Consider the following 25,796-nt stretch of genomic DNA (forward strand, 5'->3'; position numbering starts at 1 on the left):
AATCGGTCCTGCGGGCTCATTCCTCGCGGGCGGCCGGGACCTGGGGAAGTCGCTCGGCCGCCACGACGCCCTCCAGGTACCCTCGGGCCCGCTCGGTCCGCGGGTACGCCTCCAGGAGTTCCCAGAAGCGGGGGCCGTGGCCGGGCACGAGGAGGTGGGCCAGCTCGTGGAGGAGTACGTAGTCGACGACGTACTCGGGCATCCCCTGGAGCCGGTGGGAGAGCCGGATGCTGCCTTCGGCCGGGGTGCAGGACCCCCAGCGGGTGTTCTGGTTGGTGACCCAGCGGACCGAGCGGGGGCGGGCGCGGCCGCTGAAGTACTGCTCGGACAAACGCTCGGCGCGCTCGGTGAGTTCCGCGTCCCCGAAGGTGCGCTTGCTCTCCTGGGCCGCCAGCTTGTCGAGCATGACGCCCACCCAGCGCCGCTCCTCCGCCTCGGACATCCGGGCAGGGATGAGGACGACCGTACGGTCACCCTCGCGATAGGCGGATACGGTCCTGCGGCGGCGCGCGCTCCGGCGGACTTCGACGGTGCTCTGCGGTGGGTCGGCGGACACGCCACGACGTTACCCGTAAGCGGTGACGGAAGTCCCGCGCGTCCAGGGTTCGAACATGATCGATTCGCGGCGGCTATCCGAAACCGCATTTCTCTTCATCTCATATACCTAATACGCCCCACCTGTGGACAAATTCCGGCACGGATTCCCAAGGACGGGCAGTGTTGCGGGAGAAGAGGAAACGGGGCGGCCCGGGTTCGCACGGGAAATGAGGGGGACGGGACATGTATCCGAAGGTGAAGCCGGCCTTGGCGCGGGCCTGGCGGGATATGCAGACGGTGCAGTTCGGGGTGACCCCGGCGCATGCGGTGGTGCTCGGCCCCGTGGACACGGCGACGGGTGCGCTGCTCGACCGGATCGACGGGACGCGCGGCATGGACCGGCTGCGGGCCGAGGCCTCGGCGATGGGACTGCCGCAGGGGCAGGCCGACGAACTGGTCAGGCGGCTGGCGGGGGCCGGTCTGCTCGACGACGCCACCGCGGGCGGCCCGCGGGCCCAGGCCGTACGGGGACATCCGCAGGCCCTGGAACGGCTCGGGCCCGATCTGGCTTCGCTGTCCCTGGTCCACCGGCAGCCGGGCGGTGACTTACTGGGGGTCGCCGCGCGCCGGACGATACGGGTGCGGGTGCGCGGGAGCGGCCGGGTGGGCGCCCTAATCGCGGCGGTGCTGGCCGGCGCCGGCGTCGGCCGGGTCGAGGTGCTCGACGGCGGCCGGGTGGAGGCGGCCGACGTGGCGCCGGGCGGTCTGGGTGCCGGGAGCGTGGGCCGGCTGCGGGCCGAGGCCGCGGGGAAACTGGTGCGGGAGTCGGCCCCGGGGCGGGCCCCGCGGGCGGGGGAGGCCGAGGGCCCGGAGCCGGGGCTGGCCCTGGTGGTCGTGGCGCCGCGGGACGGGCTGCAGGCCTGGGCCCCCGATCCGGACACCGCGGCCGACTGGGTCGCCACGGGCGTCCCCCACCTGTATGCGGGGGTGTTGGAGGGGACCGGGGTGGTGGGGCCGCTGGTCCTGCCGGGGGCGACCGCGTGCGCGGGGTGCATGGAACGCGAGCGCGTGGACCGGGACACGGCCTGGCCGCGCATGCTCGTGCAGTGGCGCTCGGCGCACCGCCGCCGGGTGAGCGCCGCCTGCGACCTGGGCCTGTCCACGGCGGTGGCCGGCCTGGCCGCGGCGCACGCGCTCTCCTTCCTCGACGGAGAACTGCCCGCCTCCACCGGGTCCCGATGGGAGGCCGCCCTCCCCGCCCTCCACTGGGAGCCCACCCCCGTCCGCCCCCACCCCGACTGTCCCTGCGGCGCGAGCATTCTGGAGGCGGAAGCGCAGTCCCCGGCCCGGCTTGCGCCGGAAGGGAGTCACTGATGCGCCGCGAGTCTCTCCTCGACGGGGCGACAGAGACCGAGGATCCCGCACTCCACCGATGGGATGACCGGTATCAGGCTGCGAAGGGCTGTAATCAGCTCCCACATCCGTCCACGCTGCGGGTTGCCGTCCAGGAACTTCGAGACCTGCAACCTGGCTTCCTCCCAACGCAGCGCCAGGCAGTGGGCGAGGACGAGATTGCCGGTATCGGCCGCCGGATCGGAAGTGATCCCGGCGCCGTCGGGCCCGAGGAGCTCCACGACCCGCGCCAGACTGTGCTCGCATTCGGGACGCCCGAGCGCGCAGAGGACGACCGCTGTCTCGTAGTGCGCATGAGCGTTGTGCGGCGCGATGGCGACAGCCCGTGTGAGATCGACCAGCGCCTCGTCGTACCGCCCCATGAGTCTGTTCGTCTTCCCCCGCGCGGTCAGGGCCCAATCCTCCGGCGATCTCAGTTCCATGACACGGGAGAAGTCGTCTACAGCCTCCACGTACCGGCCCAGGAAGCTACGCATTTGCCCTCGTCCGCACAGGGCCGCGATGTTTTCGGGACTGAGTTCGATCACACGGCTGAAGTCGGCCTGCGCCTCTTCCAGATGGTTGAGATGCTCGTGCGCCCGGGCACGCTGGAGGATGCCCCAGACGTAGTCGGGACTGAGCTCAATGCCTCGGTCGAACTGCGCCAATGCCTCGTCGTGGCGTCCGAGCCCCCAGTAGCTGTTACCTCGGTTGATGAAGGCCCAGCCGTAGTCCGGCGAGACATCGAGAGCCCGCGCGAATTCGGGCAGCGCCTCCTCGAAGCGGCGCATCGCGTTGAAGGTGAGGCCCCGGTTCACGAGGGCCCACGGGTCGTCCTTCAGCTCGATGGCACGGCCGAAGTCGGCCAGAGCCTCTTCGAAACGCCCCTGCATCCGGTGGACCACTCCCCGGTTGGTGAAGGCCCAGCCGTAGTCCGGTGCGATTTCGAGCGCCCGGTTCAGGTCAGCGAGAGCCTCTTCGTACCGTCCGCTGAGGCGATAGGAAGCCCCACGGCTGCCGATACGGCGGGCATGTCCGGGGTCCAGCTCGATGGCACGGTCGAAGTCCGCGATTGCCTCATTGTGCTGGCCCGTCAACGCGTATGTCTGACCCCGACCGAAGTAGGCGCGGGCGAGCTGGGGATCCAGTTCAAGGGCCCGGCTGTAGTCGGCCAGGGCCTGCGGATACCTCTCGGCGTTGCGGTGGTCCTGGCCGCGCACGGCGAGGGCTAGGGCCTGGCCGGCGCTGTCAAAACCAGCACGGTGCAGGAGAAGGGTCAGGACCGCCACGCCCGCCCGAGGACCGTCCAGGGCCGCTTGGAGCTGCTCGCCCCAGTAAGTGATCGCGTCCGAGTCTGCGTCACGGCCGCCCCTGATCAGGGTCTGGACCCAGCGGCGGAGACGGGTCACGTCGCGGCCGTAGACGTCGAGGAGCTCCCGCAGCGCGGCGGGGAGGGCGGTCCGGGGGTCGGCGCAGAGGCGGTGGTAGGTCTCCTGGAGCCGGTATCCGCGCCAGGTCTCGTCCGCCCACCAGCCGCAGGACGGGGCGGTGGACTCCTCCAGCCGTCTACGGCGCTGCGCGAAGGCGTCGGCGAGCCGGGTGTGCAGCTGCTCCCATCGTGTCGGCGACTGCCTGCGCTGTAGGCGGAGCATCGTGCCGCGGACGAGTTCGTGGTAGCGGCAGTGGCCCGAGCGGTCGGTGACGAAGGGCATCGACCGGAGCCAGCCGAACAGTTCGGCCGCATCCGCCTCCACCGCGGCCCGGTACACGTCCTCGTCAAGCTCCTGAGGGAAGGCGCACGCCAGCGCCGCGGCCCGACGGGCCGGATCGGACACCCACTTGAGGAACCTCTCCACGGCGGTGCCGCTCGGGTCCCCGATCTCCTCCACGCTGCCCGGCTGAGTCTCGGCGAGGGTGGATACGAGGACGGGAAGGCACTCCGACAACTGGAGGATGACTTTGACGACCCGCTCGTCTGTCACACCCTTCCCCGTGAGGAGCTTGCGGGCTTCCGTCTCGGTGAACGCGTCTAACGGCCAGTCTGTGACTAGGTCCTGCCAGTCCTGCCAGCACCCGGGCGTCAGCCGGCCCTGCCCTGCCAAGGTAACCAGCACGTTCGCGGGCAACTCCCCGTAGCGGTCACTGACCAGTACGTCGCGCAGCCAGGTGTCCAGCATCCGGCCGGTGCGTTCATAGGTGTCGAAGAAGAGCACGACCCATGGTTTGCGGCGCGCCACCTCGGACAGTTCCTCGAGGAAGAGGGGGGTCAGGGCGTCCAGCGGGGACAGGACGAGTTCAACATCACCATGGTTGCGGAACCGGGTACTGATCAGGGCCTTCATCCGATCCGCTCCGGCGGCAACCTGGGTCGGGTCGACCGCGCCGGTGAAGATGCCGACGCCGGGGATCATGCCCAGTCCGGCCAGGCCCAATTGCGAGGCGATCACGCTCGACGGCGAAGGGGGCGGAGCCTCCCCCCCGGCGGGAAGGTCCATGCCCGCCGCAGCGATACCCATCCCGGCGTCCACCTCGTGCCGGCGCTGACGGTAGGTGGCGAGGAGCTTGTCGAAACCCTTCAGTGCCGCCCCCTGATGGGCGAACTGCGCGCTGATGACCTCCATCGCTTCCACTGTGTCCGCCACTGACTCGTCCACGTAGGCGGTGACGGCTTGGCCGTCACGGGCGATGGTCTCCAGCTGGCGTACGAGAGTGGACTTACCGACTCCGGCCGGGCCTCTCACGTGGAAGAGGAACTGTGCCGCCTCGTCCGGGGCCTGCCTGAGCACATCCCTGAAGGCCGATACCTCCCCCTCCCGCCCGATGAAGCCGCTCGAACGCCTCCGCCGGATGAGTTCCTGCCTCGTAGGGCCCCGCCCGGCCATCCACAGCTCCCTCGCGATCACCACGTCCCCCTGCCCATTCATGCTGTCTCACCACAGCGGGCCCCGTCCGCCGATGGCGGGATTCCCCTCGTCTTCGGGGCAGGTGCCCCACTCCGGGCTGCGGCGAGGCCATGACAGGATGCGGAGGGTCGGGTCTGTCGGGCCGAAGGGCCTTCCTGAAACCGCCGCTTGCGGCGCAGCTGTCTGGGAAATGGAGGGGCGCATGTCTGATCTTCCCCGGAAGGCGGTCACCCGTACCGCCAAGCTGGCCGCGCTGCCGCTCGGCATCGCCGGTCGGGCCACGTGGGGGCTGACCAAACGGATAGGCGGCAGGTCGGCGGAGATAGTGGCGCGCGAGCTGCAGCAGCGCACGGCCGAGCAGTTGTTCCGCACGCTCGGGGAGCTGAAGGGCGGCGCCATGAAGTTCGGGCAGGCCCTCTCGGTCTTCGAGTCGGCTCTGCCGGAGGAGGTCGCGGGGCCTTACCGGGCGGCGCTGACCAAGCTCCAGGAGGCGGCCCCGCCGCTGCCCGCGGCGACGGTGCACCAGGTGCTGGCGGAGCGCCTCGGCGCGGACTGGCGGGACCTGTTCGAGGAGTTCGAGGACAAGCCGGCCGCGGCGGCCTCCATCGGGCAGGTGCACCGGGCCGTGTGGCACGACGGCCGGCACGTGGCGGTCAAGGTCCAGTACCCGGGGGCCGGGGAGGCGCTGCTGTCGGACCTGAAGCAGCTGGGCCGGTTCGCGGGGCTGCTGGGGCCGCTGGTCCCCGGCATGGAAATCAAGCCGCTCATCAAGGAGTTGCGCGACCGGGTCTCGGAGGAGCTCGACTACGAGCTGGAGGCCGAGGCCCAGCGGACGCACGCGGACGCCTTCGTGGACGACCCGGACGTGTGCGTGCCGGACGTGGTGCACCAGGGCGACCAGGTGCTGGTCACCGAGTGGATGGAGGGGACCCCGCTGTCGGAGGTGATAGCCGACGGCACCCAGGAGGAGCGCGACCGGGCCGGACAGCTGCTGGCCGGCTTCCTCTTCTCCGGTCCCGCGCGCACCGGTCTGCTCCACGCGGACCCGCACCCGGGCAACTTCCGGCTGATCACGGGGGCGGACGGCCGGATGCGGCTGGGCGTCCTGGACTTCGGCACCGTCGACCGGCTCCCCGGCGGCTGGCCCCGGCCCATCGGACGCTCGCTGCGGATGACGCTGGACGATGACGCCGAGGGGGTCTACGGGCACCTGCGCGCCGAGGGGTTCGTCAAGGAGTCCGTCGACCTGGACCCCGAGGCGGTGCTGGACTACCTCAGGCCGATGCTGGAGCCGGCCGAGGCGGAGGAGTTCACCTTCACCCGGCCGTGGCTGCGCGGCCAGGCGGCGCGGATCGCCGATCCCCGCTCCCCCGCGCACCAGTTGGGCCGCCAGATCAATCTGCCGCCCTCGTACCTGCTGATCCACCGGGTGACGCTCAGCACCATAGGGGTGATGTGCCAGTTGGGCGCGACGGTGCGGCTGCGGGACGAACTGGACGCCTGGCTGCCGGGGTTCGCCGCCTCGGAGTGACGCCGTAGCGGGTCACCACCAGGAGGAGTCGAGCCTGCCTTCGATCGCCCGGAGGTTGGCGCGCGCGCAGTCGACGCAGAAGAACTGTCTGGTGCCGTTCTCCACCGAGCAGGTCCAGGTGGGCGGGGCGCCGTCGGGAGCCTGGGTGCCGCAGCGCGCGCAGACGACGGGCTGGGCCTCGGATCCCGACGGGGTGGGGCGGGGTGTCGGATGGTCCACCTTCAGACGATATCCCCGTCGGGGGCGGACAGCCGTCCGCAACGCCCCGGGGGGACCGGTCCGTTCGGACCGGTCCCCCCGGGGACCCTGTTCTTCAGCTCTTAGTGCATGACGGCCATGGCCAGCGCGCGGCGGGCGCGCATCGAGACGCGCTCGGCTCGCCGCTGCATGCGGCGGGCGGCGACCAGGCGCAGGGCGTGACGCTCGGCGTCCACCTCGCGCATGCGGTCGTCCATATGGGCACGAGCCAGGGCTTCTGGGATGAGTTGCATTTCGCGGGTCCTGTTCTGACGCGAGGTGTTCGCGCCGGCGGTGATGAAGTCTGCGTGGGCGGCGCCGTGGGGCTGCTCGCTCGTGGTGTGGGCGGTCATGAGGGCCTGCTTCAAGGGGTCGTGCGTGAGGGGGCGGTCGATGGTGCCGAGGGCGGTCATGCCGAGACGACCGGGTTCTTGCGCGGGCGGCCACGGGGCCGCTTCCGGGCGACGACGACACCCTGGACGAAGAGCTCGCCACCCCAGACGCCCCAGGGCTCGCGGCGCTCGGTCGCCCCGGCGAGGCAGGCCTCGACCAGCGGGCAGGTGCGGCAGAGCGACTTGGCGTACTCGACGTCCGCCGGGGACTCGGCGAAGAAGACCTCGGGGTCGAAGGTGCGGCAGGGAACCGGGACGCCGAGGTTCTCGATGGCGTCGTCGAGCGCGGTCAGCGCGGTGAGCGGGGTCAAGGTGTGGTCCTCCGGGACTGCGGGCGGGGAGATCGTTTGGGTCTGCGATACGGACGGGGCGTGCGCTTCGAGTTGCACGGTGGTTTCTTCCTCGTCTTGGTCGGCTAGTCGTTCCGGCCGGTCGGCCGGGTCGGCTGGGCTGGTTTCACACCGACTGGTCCTGCCAGTCCCGTGGCCCCTTCGCTCCGTCGTCCCCGTTCGGGGACAAACAGAAGGGCCGCGGATCCCGGGTGGGGTTCCGCGGCCCTGAAGGCGCCGGCCTGATCATGCGATCAGGCTGGATCACTCCAGGGTTCGAGCCCGCGGAAGGCCCACATCAGGTGGTGCTGCTGCTTCTTCGTCTGCTGCGTCTTGAATCCGGCACTGGCGGCACCGGCTGCGGCACCGGAGCCATAGGCGCCATGCGCCTGGGCTTCTGCTGCCAGTACTGCCACCGGTGCCTCGGTCGGTCGCTCGTTGCGCTCACTGACCGCAAGGGTCGCCAGCAGGGCGCGGCGGTCGGCGGAAATCGCGGACACACCGGTACCCCGGAGGGAGACGGAACCGAGCAGGCAGGAAGCGGGGACCGGGCGATCGGTCATTTTGGTGAAGGTCATGAAGCTGGTCACTGGTCTCGCCTCCTCTCGGCGTCTCGGGGACCCGGCCCGGGGGCCTGTCCCATACGTATTCGGATAAGTACAGCACGGATCCAGGGCTTCGGAGAAGCCACCGTTTCCGTTGCTAAGAACCTATGGGTCTTCGCTGGGCATGTGCAAACTATTTTTACGACGAGTTTTCACGCGTCGTCAGGATCCTCGCCGCCGGGCTCCTGACCTGTGCAGATGGCCAGGACCTCGGCTCCGTACCGCTCAAGCTTGCGGCCGCCCACTCCGGAGATCATCGAGAGCTCTCCGGCCTCGCCCGGCGCGGCCTCGGCGATCGCCATGAGCGTCTTGTCCGTGAAGACGCAGTACGCGGGCAGCCCCTGCTCCTTCGCCTGGTCCGCGCGCCACTCCCGCAGCCGTTCGTAGAGCCCTTCGTCCATGTCGGACGGGCAGTCCTCGCAGCGCATCAGCTTCAGCTCGCCGGCCTCGGTCAGGGTCTTGCCGCAGACCCGGCACAGCACCGGGCCGCGGCGGCCGCGCTTGCCGCGCGCGCCCCGCTCGGCCGCGGAGCCCGGCCCGCTCCCCGGGGCCGCGGAGCCCGGCCGCAGGCCGTTCAGGAAGCGGCTGGGGCGTCGCGAGGCCCGGCCGCCGGGGGCCCGGGAGAGCGCCCAGGAGAGCGTCAGGTGCAAACGCGCCCGGGTGACGCCCACGTACAGCAGCCGCCGCTCCTCCTCGATCTGCTCGTCGGTCTTCGCGTAGGTGATCGGGATCATGCCGTCGGTGAGGCCGGCGAGGAACACGGCGTCCCACTCCAGGCCCTTCGCCGCGTGCAGCGAGGCGAGGGTGACGCCCTGGATGGTCGGGGCGTGCTGGGCGGCCTTGCGCTCCTCCAGCTCGATCGTGAGGTCCGCCAGGGTGGCCCCGGGCCGGGTCCGGGCGAAGTCCTCGGCGAGCCTGACCAGCGCGGCCACCGATTCCCACTGGTCGCGCACGGCGCCTGAGCCGGCGGGCGGCTCGGAGGTCCAGCCCGTGGAGCTGAGCACCGCCCGCACCTGGGAGCCCAGCTCCACGATGTCGTCGAGCAGCGGGTCGTTCCCGCCGGAGCGGGCGGCGCCGCGCAGCGCGAGGATGGCCTTCTGGACCTCCTGGCGCTCGAAGAACCGCTCGGCTCCGCGCAGCTGGTAGGGCACCCCGGCGTCGGCGAGGGCCTGCTCGTAGACCTCGGACTGGGCGTTGATGCGGTAGAGCACGGCGATCTCGCCGGCGGGGACGCCCGCGGCGATCAGGTCGCGGATCCGGTGGGCGACGCCCTCGGCCTCGGCGGGCTCGTCGGGATACTCGGCGTAGACCGGGTCGGGGCCGGTCTCGCGCTGGGAGATCAGCTCCAGCCGGTGCTCGGCGGCGCGCCCCTTGGCCTGGTTCAGGAGCCCGTTGGCGAGGTGGACCACCTGGGGCGTGGAGCGGTAGTCGCGGACCAGCTTGACCACGGTGGCCTGCGGGTAGCGGGTGCGGAAGTTCAGCAGGTGGTCGGGGGTGGCGCCGGTGAAGGAGTAGATGGTCTGGCTGGCGTCACCGACGACGCAGAGGCTGTCGCGCTCGCCGAGCCAGAGGTCCAGCAGCCGCTGCTGGAGCGGGCTGACGTCCTGGTACTCGTCGACGACGAAGTGCTGGTACTGGGCGCGGATCTGCTCCGCGATGTCGTGGCGGTCCTGGAGGATGCCGACGGTGAGGAGCAGCACGTCCTCGAAGTCGATCATTGCGCGGTCGCGCTTGAGCTGCTCGTACGTCCCGTAGATCTGGGCGATCTCGGCCATGTCCCGGGGGACCTCGCGGCCCGACTTGAGGGCGGCCGCCGGATAGTCGGCGGGCACCGTCTGGGTGACCTTGGCCCACTCGATCTCGCCCGTCACGTCCCGCAGCTCGCCCCGGTCCAGGCGGACACGGCAGCGCGCGCCCGCCTCGGCGACCAGCTGGATCTTGCGCTCCAGCAGCCGGGGCACGTCCCCGCCGACCGCCTTGGGCCAGAAGTACTGGAGCTGGCGCAGCGCGGCGGAGTGGAAGGTGCGGGCCTGGACACCGCCCGCACCGAGGGTGCGCAGGCGGCCGCGCATCTCTCCGGCGGCGCGGTTGGTGAAGGTGACGGCCAGCACGCTGGCCGGCATGAGCTGGCCGGAGCGGACGCCGTAGGCGATGCGGTGGGTGATGGCGCGGGTCTTGCCGGTACCGGCGCCCGCCAGCACGCACACCGGGCCGCGCAGGGTCGTCGCGACCTCCCGCTGCTCCGGGTCCAGGCCCAGGAGCACCGCGTCGGCCGAGTCGGCGATGGCGGGGCCGCCCGGGAAGGATGAGGAGTGCGTTGCTGCTGTCACCCCGCCATGCTGCCAGGTCGGGTGGGTCGGGCGGGAAAACCGTCCACAGGCCGGCGCCATCAGTCGTATGAGTCACACCGGCGGCGCGGGGAGGGCCCTGCGGGAATGGCGGCGGGGGTCCGGTGCGTTCGACTACGCGTACCACCGAGCCTTCACCAAGGAGAGCGCAGCATGCAGGACACGGGCACCGTCACGATGTACAGCACGACCTGGTGCGGGTACTGCCGTCGGCTGAAGACCCAGCTGGACCGGGAAGGCATCGCGTACAACGAGATCAACATCGAGCTCGACCCGGCGTCCGCCGCGTTCGTGGAGAAGGCCAACGGAGGCAACCAGACGGTCCCCACCGTCCTCGTGAAGTCCACCGCCGGCAACGAGTCCGTCATGACGAACCCGAGCCTCGCGCAGGTCAAGCAGGCCCTCGCCGTCTGACACGAGGAAGGCCCCCGCCGCGGCGGGGGCCTTCCTGTGTGACGAACCCGACGAACCCGACGAACCCGACGCGTGCGGTTACGAAGCCGCCTTCGGCAGCGGCTCGCCGTACCAGCGCTCGACCAGCCGGGCGGCGATGGAGATGCCCGACGGCGGCAGCACCGCGCCCGTCTCGAACGCCGCGCGCAGCTCCTCGCGCGAGAACCAGCGGGCCTCCTGGATCTCCTCGCCGTCCACCGTGATGTCGCAGGTGGTGGCGCGGGCCGTGAAGCCCAGCATCAGGCTGTACGGGAAGGGCCAGGGCTGGCTGGCCACGTACTCGACCGCGCCGACCCTGATGCCCGCCTCCTCCCACACCTCGCGGACGACGGACTGCTCGATCGACTCACCCGGCTCCACGAAGCCGGCGAGGGTGGAGAAACGTCCCTCCGGCCAGTGCACCTGGCGGCCCAGCAGCGCGCGGTCCTGCTCGTCGGTGACCAGCATGATCACGGCCGGGTCGGTGCGCGGGTAGTGCTCCGCGCCGCAGCCCGGGCAGCGGCGGATGTGACCGGCGGCCGCGACCACCGTGCGCTCGCCGCAGCGCGAGCAGAAGCGGTGCAGCCGCTGCCAGTTCTCCAGCGCCACCGCGTTCACCATCAGGCCGGCGTCGCGGTCGTTCAGCAGCAGCCCGGCCTCGCGCAGGCCGGCCGGGCGGGCCGACTGGTCCATGCGGCCCGGCAGCGAGTCCTTCTGCAGCGCGAAGTACCGTACGCCGTCCTCGTCGGTCCCCAGGAAGTAGCGGTGCGTCTCGGTGGCCGGGGCCTCGAACGCCGGGGTCATCACGATGGCGGTGCCCCCGTCGGGGGTGTCGTCGATCAGGACCTGGCCGCCGGAGACGACGAACACGCGGGTCGTCGGGTGGCTCCAGGCAGCGGCGAGCCAGGCCTCGTCGAGGCGGTGGTGCGCGGCGCGGTCGATTCCGCTGGGCGCGGCGAGCGAGAGAGGGCGCTCGGTATGGGTGCTCACTGGTACTTCCAACTCCCCCGGTGGTGGGACAGGCAGGCTCGGTGCTCGGTGCTCGGTGCTCGGTGCGCGGTGCGCGGTATTCGGTGCTCGTGCTCGGTGTGCGGTACTCGTTACTCGATGCGGGCGGGCGGGCGGGGGGCGGCGGCCAGGTCTCCCCAGAGGTAGGCGGTGGTCTCGACGCCCTTGAGCAGGAGGTCGAGCTCGACCTTCTCGTTCGGGGAGTGCCAGCCGTCGGACGGTACCGAGATTCCGAGGAAGAGGACGGGCGCGTCCAAAACGTCCTGGAGGTCGGCGGCGGGGCCGGAGCCGCCCTCGCGGGTGAAGCGGACCTTCTGGCCGAAGGCGCGGCCCATGGCCCGCACGACCGACTGCAGGGCCGGGTGGTCCAGCGGCGTCAGACACGGCCGGGTCGGGGCGCCGAAGGTGATGGAGTGGCGGACGCCGTCGGGGATCCGGGCCGCGACCCAGTCCCTGACGGCGGCCTCGACCTCGTAGGGGTCCTGCCCGGACACCAGGCGGAACGACAGCTTCACGTGGGCGGAGGCGGGCACGATGGTCTTGCCGCCGGGGCCCTGGTAGCCGCCGCCGATGCCGTTGACCTCGGCCGTCGGGCGGGCCCAGACCCGCTCCAGGGTCGAGTACCCGGCCTCGCCGGAGGCCGCGTGGGACTTGGCCGTACGGAGCCACTCGGACTCGTCGAAGGGCAGCTCGGCGATGAGCGCGCGCTCCGCGTCGGTGAGCTCGGCGATGTTGTCGTAGAAGCCCGGGACGGTGACCCGCCCGTCCTCGTCGTGCAGGGCCGCGACCAGGCGGGCGGCGGCGGCGGCCGGGTTGGGCACGGCCCCGCCGAAGGCGCCGGAGTGGATGTCCTGGTCGGGGCCGTGGAAGTCGATCTCGCAGTCGGCGACGCCGCGCATGCCGGTGCAGACGGTGGGGGTGGTCTCGGACCACATGCCGGTGTCGGAGACGATCACGACGTCGGCGGCGAGTTCGGCGGCGCGGGCCTCGACGAGCTCGCGGAAGTGGACGGAGCCGGACTCCTCCTCGCCCTCGATGATCATCTTGAGGTTCACGGCGGGAGCGTCGGCGCCGGTGGCCGCCAGGTGCGCCCGCACTCCGAGGGTGTGGAAGAACACCTGCCCCTTGTCGTCGGCGGCGCCCCGCCCGTACATGCGGCCGTCGCGGATCACCGGCTCGAACGGGTCGGTGTGCCAGCCGTCGGCGACGGCGGCGGGCTGGACGTCGTGGTGCCCGTAGACGAGGACGGTCGGCGCGTGCGGGTCCTCGCTCGGCCAGTGGGCGAAGACGGCAGGGCCGCCCTGGGGGCCCGTCTCCCAGACCTCGGCGACCGGGAAACCGGTCTCCTTGAGCTTCGCGGCCAGCCATTCGGCGCTGCGCCGTACGTCACCCGCGTGCTCGGGCTGGGCCGAGACGGAGGGGATGCGCAGCCACTCGGCGAGGTCGTCGAGGAAGGCGTCGCGGTGGGTGTCGATGTACGTGCGGACGACGTTGTCCGGCTGGATGTCGCTCATGCCCACGAGCCTATCCGTCCGCCTGACGGTCACCGTCGGGGCCCGATTCGCCTTGGAGGATCCGCTCAAGACGGGCCCGGCCGGGGAGGTCGCGGGGGCGGATCACGCGGCCGCTGCGGACGTGCAGGAAAGCGGCGGTGACCTGGTCGAGCGGGGTGCCGGTGGCCTCCGCCCAGGCCAGTCGGTACACGGCGAGCTGGAGGGGGTCGGCCTCGGTGGTGCGGCCGGTCTTCCAGTCGACGATCTCGTAGCCCGTGTCCGTGCGGTACACGGCGTCGATCCGGCCGCGGACGACCCGGCCGGCGAGCGTGATCTGGACCGGGGCCTCCATGCGGTACGGGGGCCGGTCGGCGTACTCGCTGCGCTCGAAGGCGGCCTTGAGGGCGTCGAGGTCGGCCTCGTCGGCGATGTCCTGGTCGGAGCCGGGCAGCTCGGTGGCGGGGTCGAGGACGTCGAGCAGCGGCAGCGGGAGCTCGTCGAAGCGGGACTCCACCCAGGCGTGGAAACGCGTGCCCTGGCGGGCGGCCGGCTGCGGGGGCTTGGGCATGGGACGGGCCAGGTCGCGTACGAAGCCCTGCTCGTCGGCGGCGAGCCGGAGCAGCTGGCTGGCGGACAGGGCGGCGGGCAGCTCGACGTCGCGGACGGCCGCGCGGGCGCGGCGGAGCTCGCCCTCCAGGGCGTCGAGGTCGCGGTCCCAGGAGGCGATGGTCCGGGCGTCCTCGGGAGTCAGCCGGTCGGCGGGCCGGTCGTCGGCGTACGGGGGCCCCGCCTGCCGGGGCTGCGCCGCCCACGGGTCGGCCGCCCACGGGTCGTCGGCCTCGGGGCCGTCGGCCTCCGGCCGGGCGGGCGCGCCTGCGGCGGGCCGGGCCGGGGCGGGGGCCCAGAGGTCTTCCTCCGGCCAGAGGTCGTCGTCGAGCGGCGCGGCGGGGTCGGCCGGAGCGGGCGGAGCGGGCTCTTCCTCAGCCGCACCCGGAACCGGGCCCTCGCCCGTCGTCGGCGCCTCGGGCTCGGGCCACGGCTCCGGCCACGGCTCGTCCTCGTAGGACGGGTCTTCGGACGGCTCTTCACAGGAGGGCGGCCAGAGGTAGGGCTCCTGCGCGGGCGGCGCGGGCGCCGGGGGCGGGCTCGCCAGGTAGGACTCCACCAGGGAGGCCGCGGCGCGGCGCAGGCGCAGGGAGTGCGGATCGAGCGGCAGGGGCCAGGAGTGGTCCTGGCCGGACCCCTCGGACAGGGCGGGATTCTCGGCCGACGGGTCGGGCTCGTCCGCCCAGGCCTCGATCTCGCCGTAACCGGCCGCGCAGTGCTCGTACAGCGCCGTCAGGAACGCCGACGGCCCCCGGCGCTTCTTCTGGGTCGGGCCCCACCAGTGGCCCGAGGCCAGCAGGAGGGAGCGGGGCCGGGTGAAGGTCACGTAGCCCAGGCGCAGCTCCTCCACCGCCTTGTGGTCCTTGAGCGCGGTCTTGAAGGCCTTCAGGCCGGCCGAGGTCCACGCCGGGTCCCCCGGCAGGGTCGCGGCGTCGCCGCGCAGCGCGTACGGGAGCACCTTGGCGTACGAGGTCCAGGCCTCCGGCGCCTTCTCCTTCGGGAACGAGCCCGCGCACAGGTCCGGGACCACGACGACGTCCCACTCCAGACCCTTGGACTTGTGGGCCGTCAGGACCTTGACCGTGTTCTCCCCGCCGGGCAGCGCGTGGTCCAGGCCCTTCTCGTACTGCGCGGCCGTGCGCAGGAAGGCCAGGAAGGTCAGGAGGGAGGCCTCGCCGTCCAGGGCGGCGAAACCGGCCGCCACGTCCATGAAGTTCGACAGCGTCTCGCGCCGGCGGGCCGCCAGCGCGTGCGGGGAGGCGGACAGCTCCACCTCCAGGCCCGTGGCGGACAGTACGCGGTGCAGTACGTCCATCAGCGGGTCGGCGAGCGAACGCCGCAGGTCGCGCAGCTCCTGCGCGAGGTGCGCGAAGCGGACCCGGGCCTGCGCCGAGAAGGGGAGGTCGTCGGCGGCCTGTCCGGCGCCGTCGAGGAAGGTCTCCAGGGCGTCGGCCAGGGACACGATCTCCACCGGGTCGACGCCCTCGACGGCCGCCGCGAGGCGTTCGTCCGGGTCGGCGTCGGCCGGCGAGCGGCTCACCAGCAGGCGGGCCCGGCGGCCCAACAGGGCCAGGTCGCGCGCGCCGATCCGCCAGCGCGGGCCGATCAGCAGCCGGACGAGGGAGGCGTTGGCGCCCGGGTCCTGGAGGACCTCGCAGACGGCGACGAGGTCCGCGACCTCGGGCAGGTGCAGCAGCCCGGAGAGGCCGACGACCTCCACCGGCACGTCCCGGTCCACCAGTACGGCCTGGATCTGCGCGAAGTCCCCGGCCGAGCGGCACAGGACCGCGATCTCCCGCGGCTCCGTGCCCGTGCGGACCAGGTGGGCGACGGAGTCGGCCAGCCAGTCGAGCTCCTGCGCGTGGGTCTCCAGCAGGGCGCAGCGGACCTGGCCGTCGCCCTCGGCTCCCGGCGCCGGGCGCAGCGCCTCCACCCCCTCGTGCAGGGCGCGCAGGGGGGCGGCGAGGCCGTTGGCCAGGTCCAGCAGGCGGCCGCCGCTGCGCCGGTTCTCGCTGAGGGAGAGCCGGGTGGCGGGGGCGCCGTCGGCGTGCGGGAAGTGCTCGGGGAAGTCGTCGAGGTTGGCCACGGAGGCCCCGCGCCAGCCGTAGATCGCCTGGCACGGGTCGCCGACGGCGGTCACGGCGTGGCCGGAGCCCGCGCCGAAGAGGCCCGAGAGCAGGAGGCGCTGGGCCACGGAGGTGTCCTGGTACTCGTCCAGGAGCACGACGCGGAACTCATCGCGCAGCAGCGCCCCCACCTCGGGCCGGGTGGTGGCGAGCTGGGCGGAGAGGGCTATCTGGTCGCTGAAGTCGAACAGGTCGCGGGAGCGTTTGGCGGCGCGGTACCAGCTGACCAGTTCCAGCAGTTCGAGACGGCCCCGCACGGCCTGCGGGACCTTGCGCAGGTCCTCGTTGGTGAGCTTGGCGTCGGCGAGGGCGCCGAGCAGCTCGGTGTCGTACGCGCGCAGCTCGGCCGGCTCGACCAGGTGCTCGGAGAGCTCGGCGTCGAGCGCGAGGAGGTCGCCGACCAGGTCGGGGACGGACTTGGTGAGCGAGGGGTACGGGCCGGGGGCCTCGCGCAGCACCTTCGCGGCGAGCTGGAAGCGGGTGGCGTCGGCGAGCAGGCGTGAGCTGGGCTCCAGGCCGATGCGCAGGCCGTGGTCCTTGAGGAGCTGCCCGGCGAAGGCGTGGTACGTGGAGATGCGCGGCTCGCCGCCCGCCGCGCCGGGGTCGGCCGGGGTGGGGGTCCCCCCCGCGAGGACAGGGGGAGGATCCGGGTCGGTGATCCCGGCCCGCGCGAGCGCCTTCCGTACGCGCTCGGACAGCTCACCGGCGGCCTTGTTGGTGAAGGTCAGACCGAGCACCTGCTCGGGCGCGACCGCGCCGGTCCCGACGAGCCAGACCACGCGGGCGGCCATGACGGTGGTCTTGCCGGAGCCCGCGCCGGCGACGACGACCTGCGGGGCGGGCGGGGCGGTGACGCAGGCCATCTGTTCGGGCGTGAAAGGGATCCCGAGGAGCTCCTTGAGCTGCTCGGGGTTGGTGAGGACGGGTGGACGCGCGGACACGTAAAGAGGCTAGCCGCCCCCGCCGACAGTCCCCGACGGCCTGGTCACTCGACGGTCTGGCGGCCTTCGGGGCGGGCGCTGCACGCGCTGCGGAAGGAGCAGTGGTCGCAGTGCTTGCCCGCGGCGGGCGCGAACCGCTCGTCCAGGACCCGGCCGGCGGCGGTGGCGAGCAGGTCGCCGACCCACTCCCCGTCGAGCGGCTGCTGGGCCTGGATCCTGGGCACCGCGTCGCCTCCCTCGCGGACCGCGGCGCCCTGGCGGAGCTGGACGAGCTCGGCGCCGCCGGGCGCGGGGCGCCGCCCGTCGAAGACCTCGTCGACGGCGCCTTCGCGCACGGCGAGCTGGTAGACGGCGAGCTGGGGGTGGCGGGCGACCTCGTCCTTGGTCGGCGCGGACTTGCCGGTCTTGAAGTCGACGACGTACGCACGCCCCTGCGGGTCCGATTCGACCCTGTCCATGGAACCCCGGATGCGGACGGCGACGTCGCCGGCTTCGAGCGTGACGTCGAACGCGTGCTCCGTGGCCACGGCGGCCCGGCCCCCGCGGTCGGTGGTGTGCCAGCGCAGGAAGCGTTCGAGGGCGGCGCGGGCGTTCTCCTTCTCCTGGGCCGACTTCCAGGGCGCGTCGAAGGCGAGGGCGTCCCATACGGAGTCGAGGCGTTCCATGAGGACGGCCAGGTCGGCGGGGGTGCGGCCGGAGGCGACCTCGTCGGCGAGGACGTGGACGACGTTGCCGAAGCCCTGGGCGGCGGTGGAGGGGGCGTCGGCCTTGACCTCGCGGCCGAGGAACCACTGCAGGGAGCAGGTGTTGGCGAGCTGGTCCAGGGCGCTGCCGGACAGGGCGACGGGCCGGTCCCGGTCGCGCAGCGGCACGCTGCTGCGGGTGGGCTCGTACAGGCCCCACCAGCGCTGCGGGTGCGCGGCGGGGACCAGGGGGCGGTCCTCCTCGTCCGTGAGCGCGGCGAGGCGGGCGAGGCGGCGGGCGGCCGCGTCGCGCAGGGCCTCGGAGGCCTCGGGGTCGACGGTGGTGGCGCGCAGTTCGGCGACGAGCGCCGGGACCGCGAGGGGGCGGCGGGGGCGGCCGGTGACGTCCTTGGGGGTCACCCCGAGCTCGGTGAGGAAGCGGGAGGGCTGGTCACCGTCGTCGGCGGGGGCCTTGACGGCGGTGACGACGAGGCGGTCCCGGGCGCGGGTGGCGGCGACGTAGAAGAGCCGGCGTTCCTCGGCGAGGAGCGCGCCGGGGGTGAGGGGCTCGGCGAGGCCGTCGCGGCCGATGCGGTCGGCCTCCAGGAGGGAGCCGCGGCGGCGCAGGTCGGGCCACAGGCCCTCCTGGACCCCGGCGACGACGACGAGGGACCACTCCAGGCCCTTGGAGCGGTGGGCGGTCATCAGCCGGACGGCGTCGGAGCGGGTGGCGCGGGTCGTCAACGTGTCGGCGGCGATGTCCTCCGCTTCCAGCTGTTCGAGGAAGTTGAGGGCGCCGCGGCCTCCGGTGCGTTCTTCGGCGCGGGCGGCGGTGTCGAAGAGGGCGCAGACGGCGTCGAGGTCGCGGTCGGCGTTGCGGCCCGCCGGGCCGCCGCGGCGGGCGCTGCGCTCAAGGCGCTGGGGCCAGGGCGTGCCGTCCCAGAGGATCCACAGGGCCTCCTCGGCGGTGCCGCCGCCCTGGAGGAGCTCGCGGGCCTTGCGCAGGAGCAGGCCGAGCCGCTGCGCTCCGCGGGCGTAGGCGGGGTCGTGCGCGGTGAGCCGCTCGGGCTCGGCGAGGGCGCGGGCGAGCAGGACGTCGGAGGGCGCGGGCACCTTGACGCCCGCGGCGCGCTCCTCGTCGCGCAGGGCCCGCCCCAGGCGCCGCAGGTCGGCGGCGTCCATCCCGCCGAGGGGCGAGGTGAGCAGCGCGATGGCGGCCTCCACGCCTCCGGCGGGCTCGGCGTCCTCGACCGCGTCGGGCCGGCCGGGATGCCCGGGCTCGCCCGTACCCGGCTCAGCCGTGCCCGGCTCGTCGGCATCAGTGCCCGGGCCGCCGCCTGCACCGTCCGCCCCCTCCGGAGCGAACGCCGGGCGCGCGTCCGGCACCTGCCCGGCGGCGCCTGCGGCCGCGCCGGCCCCGGCCGGGGCAAGGGCGTCCCCAGGGCCCGTGTCCGAAACCGGCTCAGCGGTGGCAGCAGGCGCACCCGCCTCGCCGGAGGCGAGCGCGTGGCCGACACCCGCAGGCGCCATCAGCGCGGCCGCGCTGGCCCCCTCCGCCGGGGCAAGGGCGTCCCCAGGGGCCGCGGGTGCCGCGGGCCCGGCCAGGTCGGCACCCGCGCCCGGCGCCGGTTCAGCGGGGCCTTCGGGGGCGTCCGCCCCGGCAGGGGTGACGGCGGGGTCCGGGTCTGCGGGCGGCGTCGCGGCAGTGGCTTCGGGCGGGGCGGGCGTGTTCGATGCGGCCGTGGCCGTGAGGCGCAGGGCCGTCAGGAGGGGGGCCACGGCCGGTTCGTGGCGGAGGGGGACGGTCGTGGCGTCCGTCTCGGCGGGGACTCCGGCCGAGATCAGGGCGCGGCGCATCGCCGGGAGGGTGCGGCCGCCGGAGCGGACCAGGACGGCCATGTCCTGCCACGGCACGCCGTCCTCCAGGTGGGCCCGGCGCAGGATGTCGGCGATGTTGTCGAGCTCGGCGCCGGCCGTCGGGTACGTGAAGACCTCGACCCGCCCGCCCTCACGCGTCGGCCGCAGGTCGCGGTGGGCGCGCACCGCCGCCGCGGGCAGGCGCGGGAGCGGCATCCGGGTCGTGAGGAGGCGGGTGGCCGTCAGCAGGGCCGCGCCGGAGCGGCGTCCGACGGTCAGGGCCTTGACCTGCGCGCCGGGGAAGGCCGACTCGAAGTCCAGGGTGTTGTTGATGTCGGCGCCGCGGAAGGCGTAGATCGACTGGTCGGGGTCGCCGAAGGCGACCAGCGTGCCGCCCGCTGCGGTCAGCGCCCGCAGCAGCCGCAGCTGCGAGGCGTCCGTGTCCTGGTACTCGTCCACGAAGACCGCGTCGTAGGAGGCGGCGACGGACGGGGTGCGCTCCGCCAGGAGGACCGCGCGGTGCAGGAGCTCCGCGTAGTCCAGCATCCCCTGGAGGTCCAGGACGTCCAGGTACTCGGAGAGGAAGGCCGCGGCCGCCTTCCAGTCCGGCCGGCCGATGCGGTCGGCGAAGGAGGACAGGGCCTGCGGGCCGAGGCCCAGCTCACGGGCGCGGGCCAGGACGGCCCGGACCTCGTCCGCGAAGCCGCGCGTGGTGAGCGCGGCCCGCAGGTCGTCCGGCCAGCGGATCGTGCGCAGCCCGCGCTGTCCCTCCAGGAGGGTGCGGACCATCACGTCCTGCTCCGGGCCGGACAGCAGCCGCAGCGGGTCGGCGAAGAGGTCGGCGTCCTGGTGGGCGCGGACCAGGCCGTAGCAGAAGGAGTGGAAGGTGGTGGCCTGCGGAGCCCGCGCACCGCCCAGCCGCAGGGCGACCCGGTCGCGCAGTTCCACGGCCGCCTTGCGGCTGAAGGTGAGGATGAGGATCCGCGCGGGGTCCGTCCCCGCTTCCACCCGGGCCGTGACCGCCTCGACCAGCGTGGTCGTCTTCCCGGTGCCCGGCCCGGCCAGGACCAGGAGCGGTCCCGCGGTGTGGTCAACCACGGCCCGCTGCGCTGCGTCCAGCACAGGGGGATCCACCCGTTCCGGCCTGGTGCGCACCAGGCGGTACGCGTCAGGGGTCCGCGTACGCCGCCGTTCGGTGCGGCGGCTGTCGGAGGAAGAGGTGATCACGTGAGGTGCCGGTCCTGGTGGGTCTGCGGGTGCTGCCGTGACGGCTCGCGGAGAAGCCGAAGAGGCAACGCTACGGCAACCGGCCGACGCCGCGCAGTCGCCCCGAGTACCCCGTACGGGCGTTCGCGCGGTCACTCGACCGCCCGCCCGGGCCGCGCATGGCCGAAGCTGTCAGATGTGAGCCTCGTCGCGCGTGCCGTCCTGTCCGGGGTCCCCGTCCCAGCGCGCCCGGCGCATGTCCAGCCGCGGTGCGCCGCTGCCGCCGGCCGTCAGGCGCAGCGGCGTGCCCTCGGTCCGGTAGTGCTCCAGGGCGCGCGGCTCGTGCCCGGGCAGGGGTACGCCGTCCGCCCGCACCACGCGCCACCAGGGCACGGCTCCCCCGTACAGGGCCATGACGCGGCCGACTTGGCGCGGTCCGCCCTCGCCGAGCCACTCGGCGACGTCCCCGTACGTCATCACCCGGCCGGGCGGAATACGCTCGGCCACGTCCAGTACGCGCTCCGCGTAGGCGGGCAGCTCCTCACTCATTCGGCACATGGTGCAGCACGGCGGCCGCCCGCGGGCGGAAGTTTCGGTTCCACACCGGCTCGCACCCTGATGCCCCGCCGGCCCGTCGGTCCGTGCCACCATCTTCCGGGCGGTGACTGGTGATACGTGATCACGAAGAGACGGAAGTGACGACGAAGGAGCAGGGTGTGAGCCCTCCGGACGGCGCGGCGACGGACGACGGCGCACGCCCAGACGACGGCGCCACCCCCCGGCCCGGTCCGCGCCCGCGCCCGCAGGGCCACGGGTCACCGGCGGCCCCGGCCGGCCCGGAGCCCGGCCGCCCGGACGGCGCCACCGAGCCCGGCACCGAGCGGGACGACGGCACCGAGGCCGAGGGCCCGCACGGTCACGCCCCCACCGCCGCCGACCGGGTCGAGGTCGACGAACCGCTGCTCGCCGCCCGCGTGCACCGGCCCTCCGACCTCGTACGCCTGCTCGTCGGCATCCTCGGCATCGCCGTCCTGCTCGGCATCGCCGCCTTCGCCCACGGCACCACCGTCGGGCTGGAAGAGGACATCAACAAGGGCACCGGCCAGGCGCCGGACCTGTTGATCAAGGTCGCGGCACTCGTGTCGAGCATCGCGGTGCTGCTGCTCCCCGTCGCCTTCGCCATCGAGCGGCTGATCAAACGCGACGGGCTGCGCATCGCCGACGGCGTCCTGGCCGCCGTCCTGGCGCACGGAGTCACCCTCGCCACCGACCTGTGGGTCTCCGAGGCCGCCCCCGGCACCATCCAGGACGCCCTCACCCGCCCCGCGGGCGGCGGGGCCCTCACCGATCCGGTGCACGGCTACCTCGCGCCCGTCATCGCGTACATGACCGCCGTCGGCATGACCCGCAGGCCCCACTGGCGCGTCGCGCTGTGGGTGGTCCTGCTGCTCAACGCCCTGACCATGCTGGTCAACGGGTACACCACTCCCTTCTCGATCATCCTCACCGTGCTGATCGGCTGGAGCGTCGCCTACGGGACCCTGTACGCCGTCGGCTCGCCCAACGTGCGGCCCACCGGTCAGAACCTCCTCGCCGGACTGCGCCGGGTCGGCTTCCAGCCGGTCAGCGCGATGCGCGCGGAGGGTCCGGAGGGCCCGGAGGCCCCCGAGGTGAGCGACCGGGGCCGGCGCTACCACGTCACGCTGGAGGACGGGCCTCCGCTCGACGTCACCGTCGTCGACCGCGAGCAGCAGGCCCACGGCTTCTTCTACCGGGTCTGGCGCCGGCTCACCCTGCGCGGCATCACCACCCGGCGCAGCCTGCAGTCGCTGCGCCAGGCGCTGGAGCAGGAGGCGCTCCTCGCGTACGCCGCCATCGCGGCCGGCGCCAACGCCCCGAAGCTGATCGCCACGTCCGAGCTCGGCCCGGACGCCGTGATGCTCGTGTACGAGCACCTGGACGGGCGGACCCTGGACTCCCTGCCCGACGAGGAGATCACGGACGACCTGACCCACAACACGTGGAAGCAGGTACGGGCCCTGCAGTCGCGTCGGATCGCGCACCGGCGGCTGACCGGAGACGCCCTCGTGGTGGATCGTTCCGGCAATGTCGTCCTCACCGACCTGCGGGGCGGCGAGATCGCCGCCGGCGACCTGGTGCTGCGGATGGACATCGCCCAGCTGCTCACCACCCTCGGCCTGCGGGTCGGCGCCCAGCGCGCGGTGGCCTCGGCGCTGTCGGTGCTCGGCCCGGACGCGGTGGCGGACTGCCTGCCACTGCTCCAGCCGATCGCGCTGAGCCGTTCCACGCGGGCGACGCTGCGCAAGCTGGCCCGGGAGCGGGCCGAGCGGGAGCGGGAGGCCGTACTGGAGTCCTCGCGGGCGGCGAAGGCGGCGCGGGAGGCGGATGCGGCGGCCTCGGGCTCCGCGTCGGCGTCGGCCGCGGCCGCGGCCGCGGCGGCCGACCGCAAGGCCGAGAAGAAGGCGCTCGACGACGCGCTGGACGGGGCCCGCGAGGAGGACCTGCTGAGCCAGATCCGCCAGCAGGTGCTGCTGATCCGGCCGCAGGCGCCGGTGGAGCCGGCCCGGCTGGAGCGGATCCGGCCGCGCACGCTGGTGTCGTTCATCGCGGGCGCGTTCGGTGCGTACTTCCTGCTCACCCAGCTCGCCCACGTGGACTTCGGGACCATCATCGGCGAGGCGCAGTGGGGCTGGGTCGGTGCGGCCTTCGCCTTCTCGGCGCTGACGTACTTCGCGGCGGCGATGAGCCTGCTGGGCTTCGTACCGGAGCGGGTGCCGTTCCTGCGGACCGTGGTCGCGCAGGTGGCCGGGTCCTTCGTCAAGCTGGTGGCCCCCGCGGCGGTCGGCGGTGTCGCGCTGAACACGCGCTTCCTCCAGCGGGCCGGGGTCCGGCCGGGGCTGGCGGTCGCGAGCGTGGGCGCCTCGCAGCTGTTCGGGCTGGCCAGCCACGTCCTGCTGTTGCTGTCCTTCGGCTATCTGACCGGGACCGAGAAGACCCCGGAGATGACCCCCTCGCGGGCGGTCATCGCGGGGCTGCTGACGGTGGCGGTGCTGGTGCTGGTGGTGACGGCGGTCCCCTTCATGCGCAAGTTCGTCGTGACGCGGGTACGGGCGCTGTTCGCGGGCGTCGTACCGCGCATGCTGGACGTGCTCCAGCGGCCGAAGAAGCTGATGACGGGCATCGGCGGCATGCTGCTGCTGACGGGCTTCTTCGTGATGTGCCTGGACGCGTCGATCCGCGCGTTCGGGGGCGGCGAGGCCATCAGCTACGCGAGCATCGCGGTGGTGTTCCTGGCGGGCAACGCGCTGGGTTCGGCGGCGCCCACCCCGGGCGGCATGGGCGCGGTGGAGACCACGCTCACGCTCGGGCTGATCGCGGCCGGGCTGGAGAAGGAGGTCGCGATCTCCGCGGTGCTGCTGTTCCGCCTGATGACCTTCTGGCTGCCGGTGCTGCCGGGGTGGATCTCGTTCAACTTCCTTACGCGCAAGGAAGCCATCTAGCAGGGGCGGGGCCCCGGCAACCCGTTCGGGTCAGCGCGGGGGCGGGCGCGGGCAACCCCGCACAGGATGGGGGCATGCCGAGAAACGCCTGTCGGGTCACCGCCGCCGCCGCGCTCGCCGCCGTCCTGCTCACCACGGCCGCCTGCTCGGACGACGGCGACGGGAAGAAGACGAAGGCCACCGGCACCAAGGGCGCCAGACCCCTCAAGTGGGGGGACTGCCCCGCCCCCACCGCCGCGCAGGGCGGCGGCCAGGTGCCGCCCAAGGACTGGCAGTGCGCCACCCTCGACGTCCCGCTCGACTACGCCGCGCCCGAGGGCGAGACGATCCCGATCGCCCTGATCCGCTCCAAGGCCCGCGACCGCGAGCACCGCATCGGCTCCCTCGTCTTCAACTTCGGCGGCCCCGGCGGCTCCGGCATCGCCACCCTGCCCGGCGCCGCCAAGGAGTACGAGGCCCTGCGCGCCCGGTACGACCTGGTCAGCTTCGACCCCCGCGGGGTCGGCGCCAGCGCCCCCGTCCGCTGCGAGAGCGACAAGCAGCTGGACGCGTACTACGCCGCGGACTCCTCCCCCGAGACCCCCGCCAAGGAACAGGCCTTCGTCGAGAACATCCGCGCCTACCAGCAGGCCTGCCGGAAGAACTCCGGCAAGGTCCTCCCCCACGTCGGCACCTCCAACGCCGCCCGCGACCTGGACCGCATCCGCCAGGCCCTGGGCGACGAGAAGCTGAACTACTTCGGGATCTCCTACGGCACCGAACTCGGCGGGGTCTACGCCCACCTCTTCCCCAAGAACGTCGGCCGGGCCGTCTTCGACGCCGTCGTGGACCCGACCAAGGACGCGGAGCAGGGCTCCCTGGGCCAGGCCAAGGGCTTCCAGCTCGCGCTCGGCAACTTCGCCCAGGACTGCGTGGACCGCGGCGACGAGTGCAGGCTCCAGGGCAGCACCCCCAAGGAGATCGAGGCGAACATCATCAAGCTCCAGAAGGACCTGTCCGCGAAGCCCATCGCGGGGATGGGCGAGCGCAAGCTCACGGAGAGCTCCGCGACCAACGGCATCGCCCAGGCCCTCTACTCGAAGGAGCTGTGGCCCCTGCTGGAACAGGGACTGGACGAAGCGGAAGGCGGACAGGGGCAGTTGCTGCTCGCCCTGTCCGACGCGCTCAACGGCCGGGACCAGGAGGGCCGTTACAGCAACATCGGCGCCGCGAACACCGCGATCAACTGCGCCGACTCCAAGGAGCGTTACACCCTCGCGCAGACCAAGGCCGAGCTGCCGACGTTCCGCGCCGCCTCCCCCGTCTTCGGGGACTTCCTCGGCTGGGCCCTGATGAGCTGCACCGGCTGGCCGGTCGAGGGGGCCTGGACGACCCCGGACGTGTCCGCCCCCGGGGCCGCCCCGATCGTCGTCATCGGCAACACCGGCGACCCGGCCACCCCCTATGAGGGCGCCCGCAAGATGGTGGAGCGGCTCGGTCCGGGCGTCGGCGTGGAACTCACCTACAAGGGCGAGGGGCACGGCGCGTACAACAGCGGCGACACGTGCGTGCAGCGGGCGGTGAACGCCTACCTGCTCGAAGGGAAGCCTCCGGCCTCGGGCGCCGTCTGCACCGCCCCGTGAGGCGTGGGACGCCGAAGGGGCCGTACC

Annotated in this window: 17 protein-coding genes; 5 read left to right on the plus strand and 12 right to left on the minus strand. The window is 73.2% G+C overall.

Annotation, left to right across the window (positions count from 1 at the left end; all coding sequences use genetic code 11):
• Positions 1-16: 16 nt before the first annotated feature.
• The gene (locus tag AC07DU_RS03350) at positions 17-556 is read right to left on the minus strand and encodes a M48 metallopeptidase family protein (protein ID WP_360888065.1); all 540 of its coding nucleotides are present in this window, start codon (positions 554-556) and stop codon (positions 17-19) included.
• Between the two features lie 224 nt (positions 557-780).
• On the opposite strand from AC07DU_RS03350, the gene AC07DU_RS03355 reads away from it, so the two are divergent.
• A complete protein-coding gene (locus AC07DU_RS03355; RefSeq protein ID WP_479109395.1) occupies positions 781-1,911 on the plus strand; it encodes a ThiF family adenylyltransferase in 1,131 nt (376 codons plus the stop codon).
• Here the strand turns inward: AC07DU_RS03355 and AC07DU_RS03360 are convergent.
• Positions 1,905-4,853 carry a tetratricopeptide repeat protein gene (locus AC07DU_RS03360; RefSeq protein WP_479109397.1) on the minus strand — a complete coding sequence of 983 codons (2,949 nt, stop codon included), beginning with the start codon at positions 4,851-4,853 and terminating at the stop codon, positions 1,905-1,907. The two genes, AC07DU_RS03355 and AC07DU_RS03360, sit on opposite strands and share 7 nt — an antisense overlap.
• A gap of 181 nt (positions 4,854-5,034) precedes the next feature.
• Here AC07DU_RS03360 and AC07DU_RS03365 point away from each other — a divergent pair, with 181 nt between their 5' ends.
• Complete coding sequence (locus AC07DU_RS03365) at positions 5,035-6,363, plus strand: ABC1 kinase family protein (protein WP_479109399.1); 1,329 nt, start codon at positions 5,035-5,037, stop codon at positions 6,361-6,363.
• Positions 6,364-6,375: 12 nt separating this feature from the next.
• Here the strand turns inward: AC07DU_RS03365 and AC07DU_RS03370 are convergent, their stop codons facing one another.
• The 5 genes from AC07DU_RS03370 to AC07DU_RS03390 all read right to left on the minus strand — a co-directional run bounded on the left by AC07DU_RS03370 (position 6,376) and on the right by AC07DU_RS03390 (position 10,316).
• A complete protein-coding gene (locus AC07DU_RS03370; RefSeq protein WP_479027025.1) occupies positions 6,376-6,582 on the minus strand; it encodes a hypothetical protein in 207 nt (68 codons plus the stop codon).
• A 101-nt stretch (positions 6,583-6,683) separates the two neighbouring features.
• Entirely contained in the window at positions 6,684-7,013 is a 330-nt protein-coding gene (locus AC07DU_RS03375; RefSeq protein WP_360888054.1) for a hypothetical protein, read from the minus strand.
• Positions 7,010-7,381: a WhiB family transcriptional regulator gene (locus AC07DU_RS03380; protein WP_360888051.1), complete on the minus strand. Its 372-nt coding sequence runs from the start codon at positions 7,379-7,381 to the stop codon at positions 7,010-7,012. Before AC07DU_RS03380 ends, AC07DU_RS03375 begins: the two co-directional genes overlap by 4 nt.
• Positions 7,382-7,575: 194 nt before the next feature.
• Complete coding sequence (locus AC07DU_RS03385; RefSeq protein WP_479109401.1) at positions 7,576-7,911, minus strand: hypothetical protein; 336 nt, start codon at positions 7,909-7,911, stop codon at positions 7,576-7,578.
• A gap of 167 nt (positions 7,912-8,078) precedes the next feature.
• Positions 8,079-10,316, minus strand: coding sequence for an ATP-dependent DNA helicase UvrD2 (locus AC07DU_RS03390; RefSeq protein ID WP_360888048.1), 2,238 nt, complete (start codon positions 10,314-10,316; stop codon positions 8,079-8,081).
• Positions 10,317-10,427: 111 nt separating this feature from the next.
• On the opposite strand from AC07DU_RS03390, the gene AC07DU_RS03395 reads away from it, so the two are divergent.
• Positions 10,428-10,688, plus strand: a complete 261-nt coding sequence (locus AC07DU_RS03395; protein ID WP_360888045.1) for a mycoredoxin — start codon at positions 10,428-10,430, stop codon at positions 10,686-10,688.
• A 78-nt stretch (positions 10,689-10,766) separates the two neighbouring features.
• On the opposite strand, the gene nudC is transcribed toward AC07DU_RS03395, so the two are convergent.
• From nudC to AC07DU_RS03420, 5 genes are all read right to left on the minus strand, one after another.
• Complete coding sequence (gene nudC, locus AC07DU_RS03400; RefSeq protein WP_392050313.1) at positions 10,767-11,708, minus strand: NAD(+) diphosphatase; 942 nt, start codon at positions 11,706-11,708, stop codon at positions 10,767-10,769.
• A 98-nt stretch (positions 11,709-11,806) separates the two neighbouring features.
• Positions 11,807-13,228: a dipeptidase gene (locus AC07DU_RS03405; protein ID WP_479109403.1), complete on the minus strand. Its 1,422-nt coding sequence runs from the start codon at positions 13,226-13,228 to the stop codon at positions 11,807-11,809.
• A gap of 10 nt (positions 13,229-13,238) precedes the next feature.
• The gene (locus AC07DU_RS03410; protein WP_479109405.1) at positions 13,239-16,880 is read right to left on the minus strand and encodes a UvrD-helicase domain-containing protein; all 3,642 of its coding nucleotides are present in this window, start codon (positions 16,878-16,880) and stop codon (positions 13,239-13,241) included.
• A gap of 44 nt (positions 16,881-16,924) precedes the next feature.
• Positions 16,925-20,644 carry an ATP-dependent helicase gene (locus AC07DU_RS03415; protein WP_479109881.1) on the minus strand — a complete coding sequence of 1,240 codons (3,720 nt, stop codon included), beginning with the start codon at positions 20,642-20,644 and terminating at the stop codon, positions 16,925-16,927.
• Between the two features lie 174 nt (positions 20,645-20,818).
• On the minus strand, positions 20,819-21,175 hold the full coding sequence (locus AC07DU_RS03420) for an MGMT family protein (protein WP_479027009.1): 357 nt from the start codon (positions 21,173-21,175) through the stop codon (positions 20,819-20,821).
• Positions 21,176-21,342: 167 nt separating this feature from the next.
• Here AC07DU_RS03420 and AC07DU_RS03425 point away from each other — a divergent pair, with 167 nt between their 5' ends.
• Positions 21,343-24,147 carry a lysylphosphatidylglycerol synthase transmembrane domain-containing protein gene (locus tag AC07DU_RS03425; RefSeq protein WP_479109407.1) on the plus strand — a complete coding sequence of 935 codons (2,805 nt, stop codon included), beginning with the start codon at positions 21,343-21,345 and terminating at the stop codon, positions 24,145-24,147.
• Positions 24,148-24,221: 74 nt separating this feature from the next.
• Complete coding sequence (locus tag AC07DU_RS03430; RefSeq protein ID WP_479027003.1) at positions 24,222-25,769, plus strand: alpha/beta hydrolase; 1,548 nt, start codon at positions 24,222-24,224, stop codon at positions 25,767-25,769.
• The last annotated feature ends 27 nt before the right edge of the window (positions 25,770-25,796 follow it).

This window comes from Streptomyces sp. NPDC045695 (assembly GCF_056432025.1).

Excerpts from the sequence above, each read along its gene's own strand:
- AC07DU_RS03355 (WP_479109395.1), top strand. The coding sequence starts at position 781 with ATGTATCCGAAGGTGAAGCCGGCCTTGGCGCGGGCCTGGCGGGATATG.
- AC07DU_RS03360 (WP_479109397.1), bottom strand. The coding sequence starts at position 4,853 with ATGAATGGGCAGGGGGACGTGGTGATCGCGAGGGAGCTGTGGATGGCC.
- AC07DU_RS03365 (WP_479109399.1), top strand. The coding sequence starts at position 5,035 with ATGTCTGATCTTCCCCGGAAGGCGGTCACCCGTACCGCCAAGCTGGCC.
- AC07DU_RS03375 (WP_360888054.1), bottom strand. The coding sequence starts at position 7,013 with ATGACCGCCCTCGGCACCATCGACCGCCCCCTCACGCACGACCCCTTG.
- AC07DU_RS03390 (WP_360888048.1), bottom strand. The coding sequence starts at position 10,316 with ATGGCGCCGGCCTGTGGACGGTTTTCCCGCCCGACCCACCCGACCTGG.
- AC07DU_RS03395 (WP_360888045.1), top strand. The coding sequence starts at position 10,428 with ATGCAGGACACGGGCACCGTCACGATGTACAGCACGACCTGGTGCGGG.
- AC07DU_RS03405 (WP_479109403.1), bottom strand. The coding sequence starts at position 13,228 with ATGAGCGACATCCAGCCGGACAACGTCGTCCGCACGTACATCGACACC.
- AC07DU_RS03420 (WP_479027009.1), bottom strand. The coding sequence starts at position 21,175 with ATGAGTGAGGAGCTGCCCGCCTACGCGGAGCGCGTACTGGACGTGGCC.
- AC07DU_RS03430 (WP_479027003.1), top strand. The coding sequence starts at position 24,222 with ATGCCGAGAAACGCCTGTCGGGTCACCGCCGCCGCCGCGCTCGCCGCC.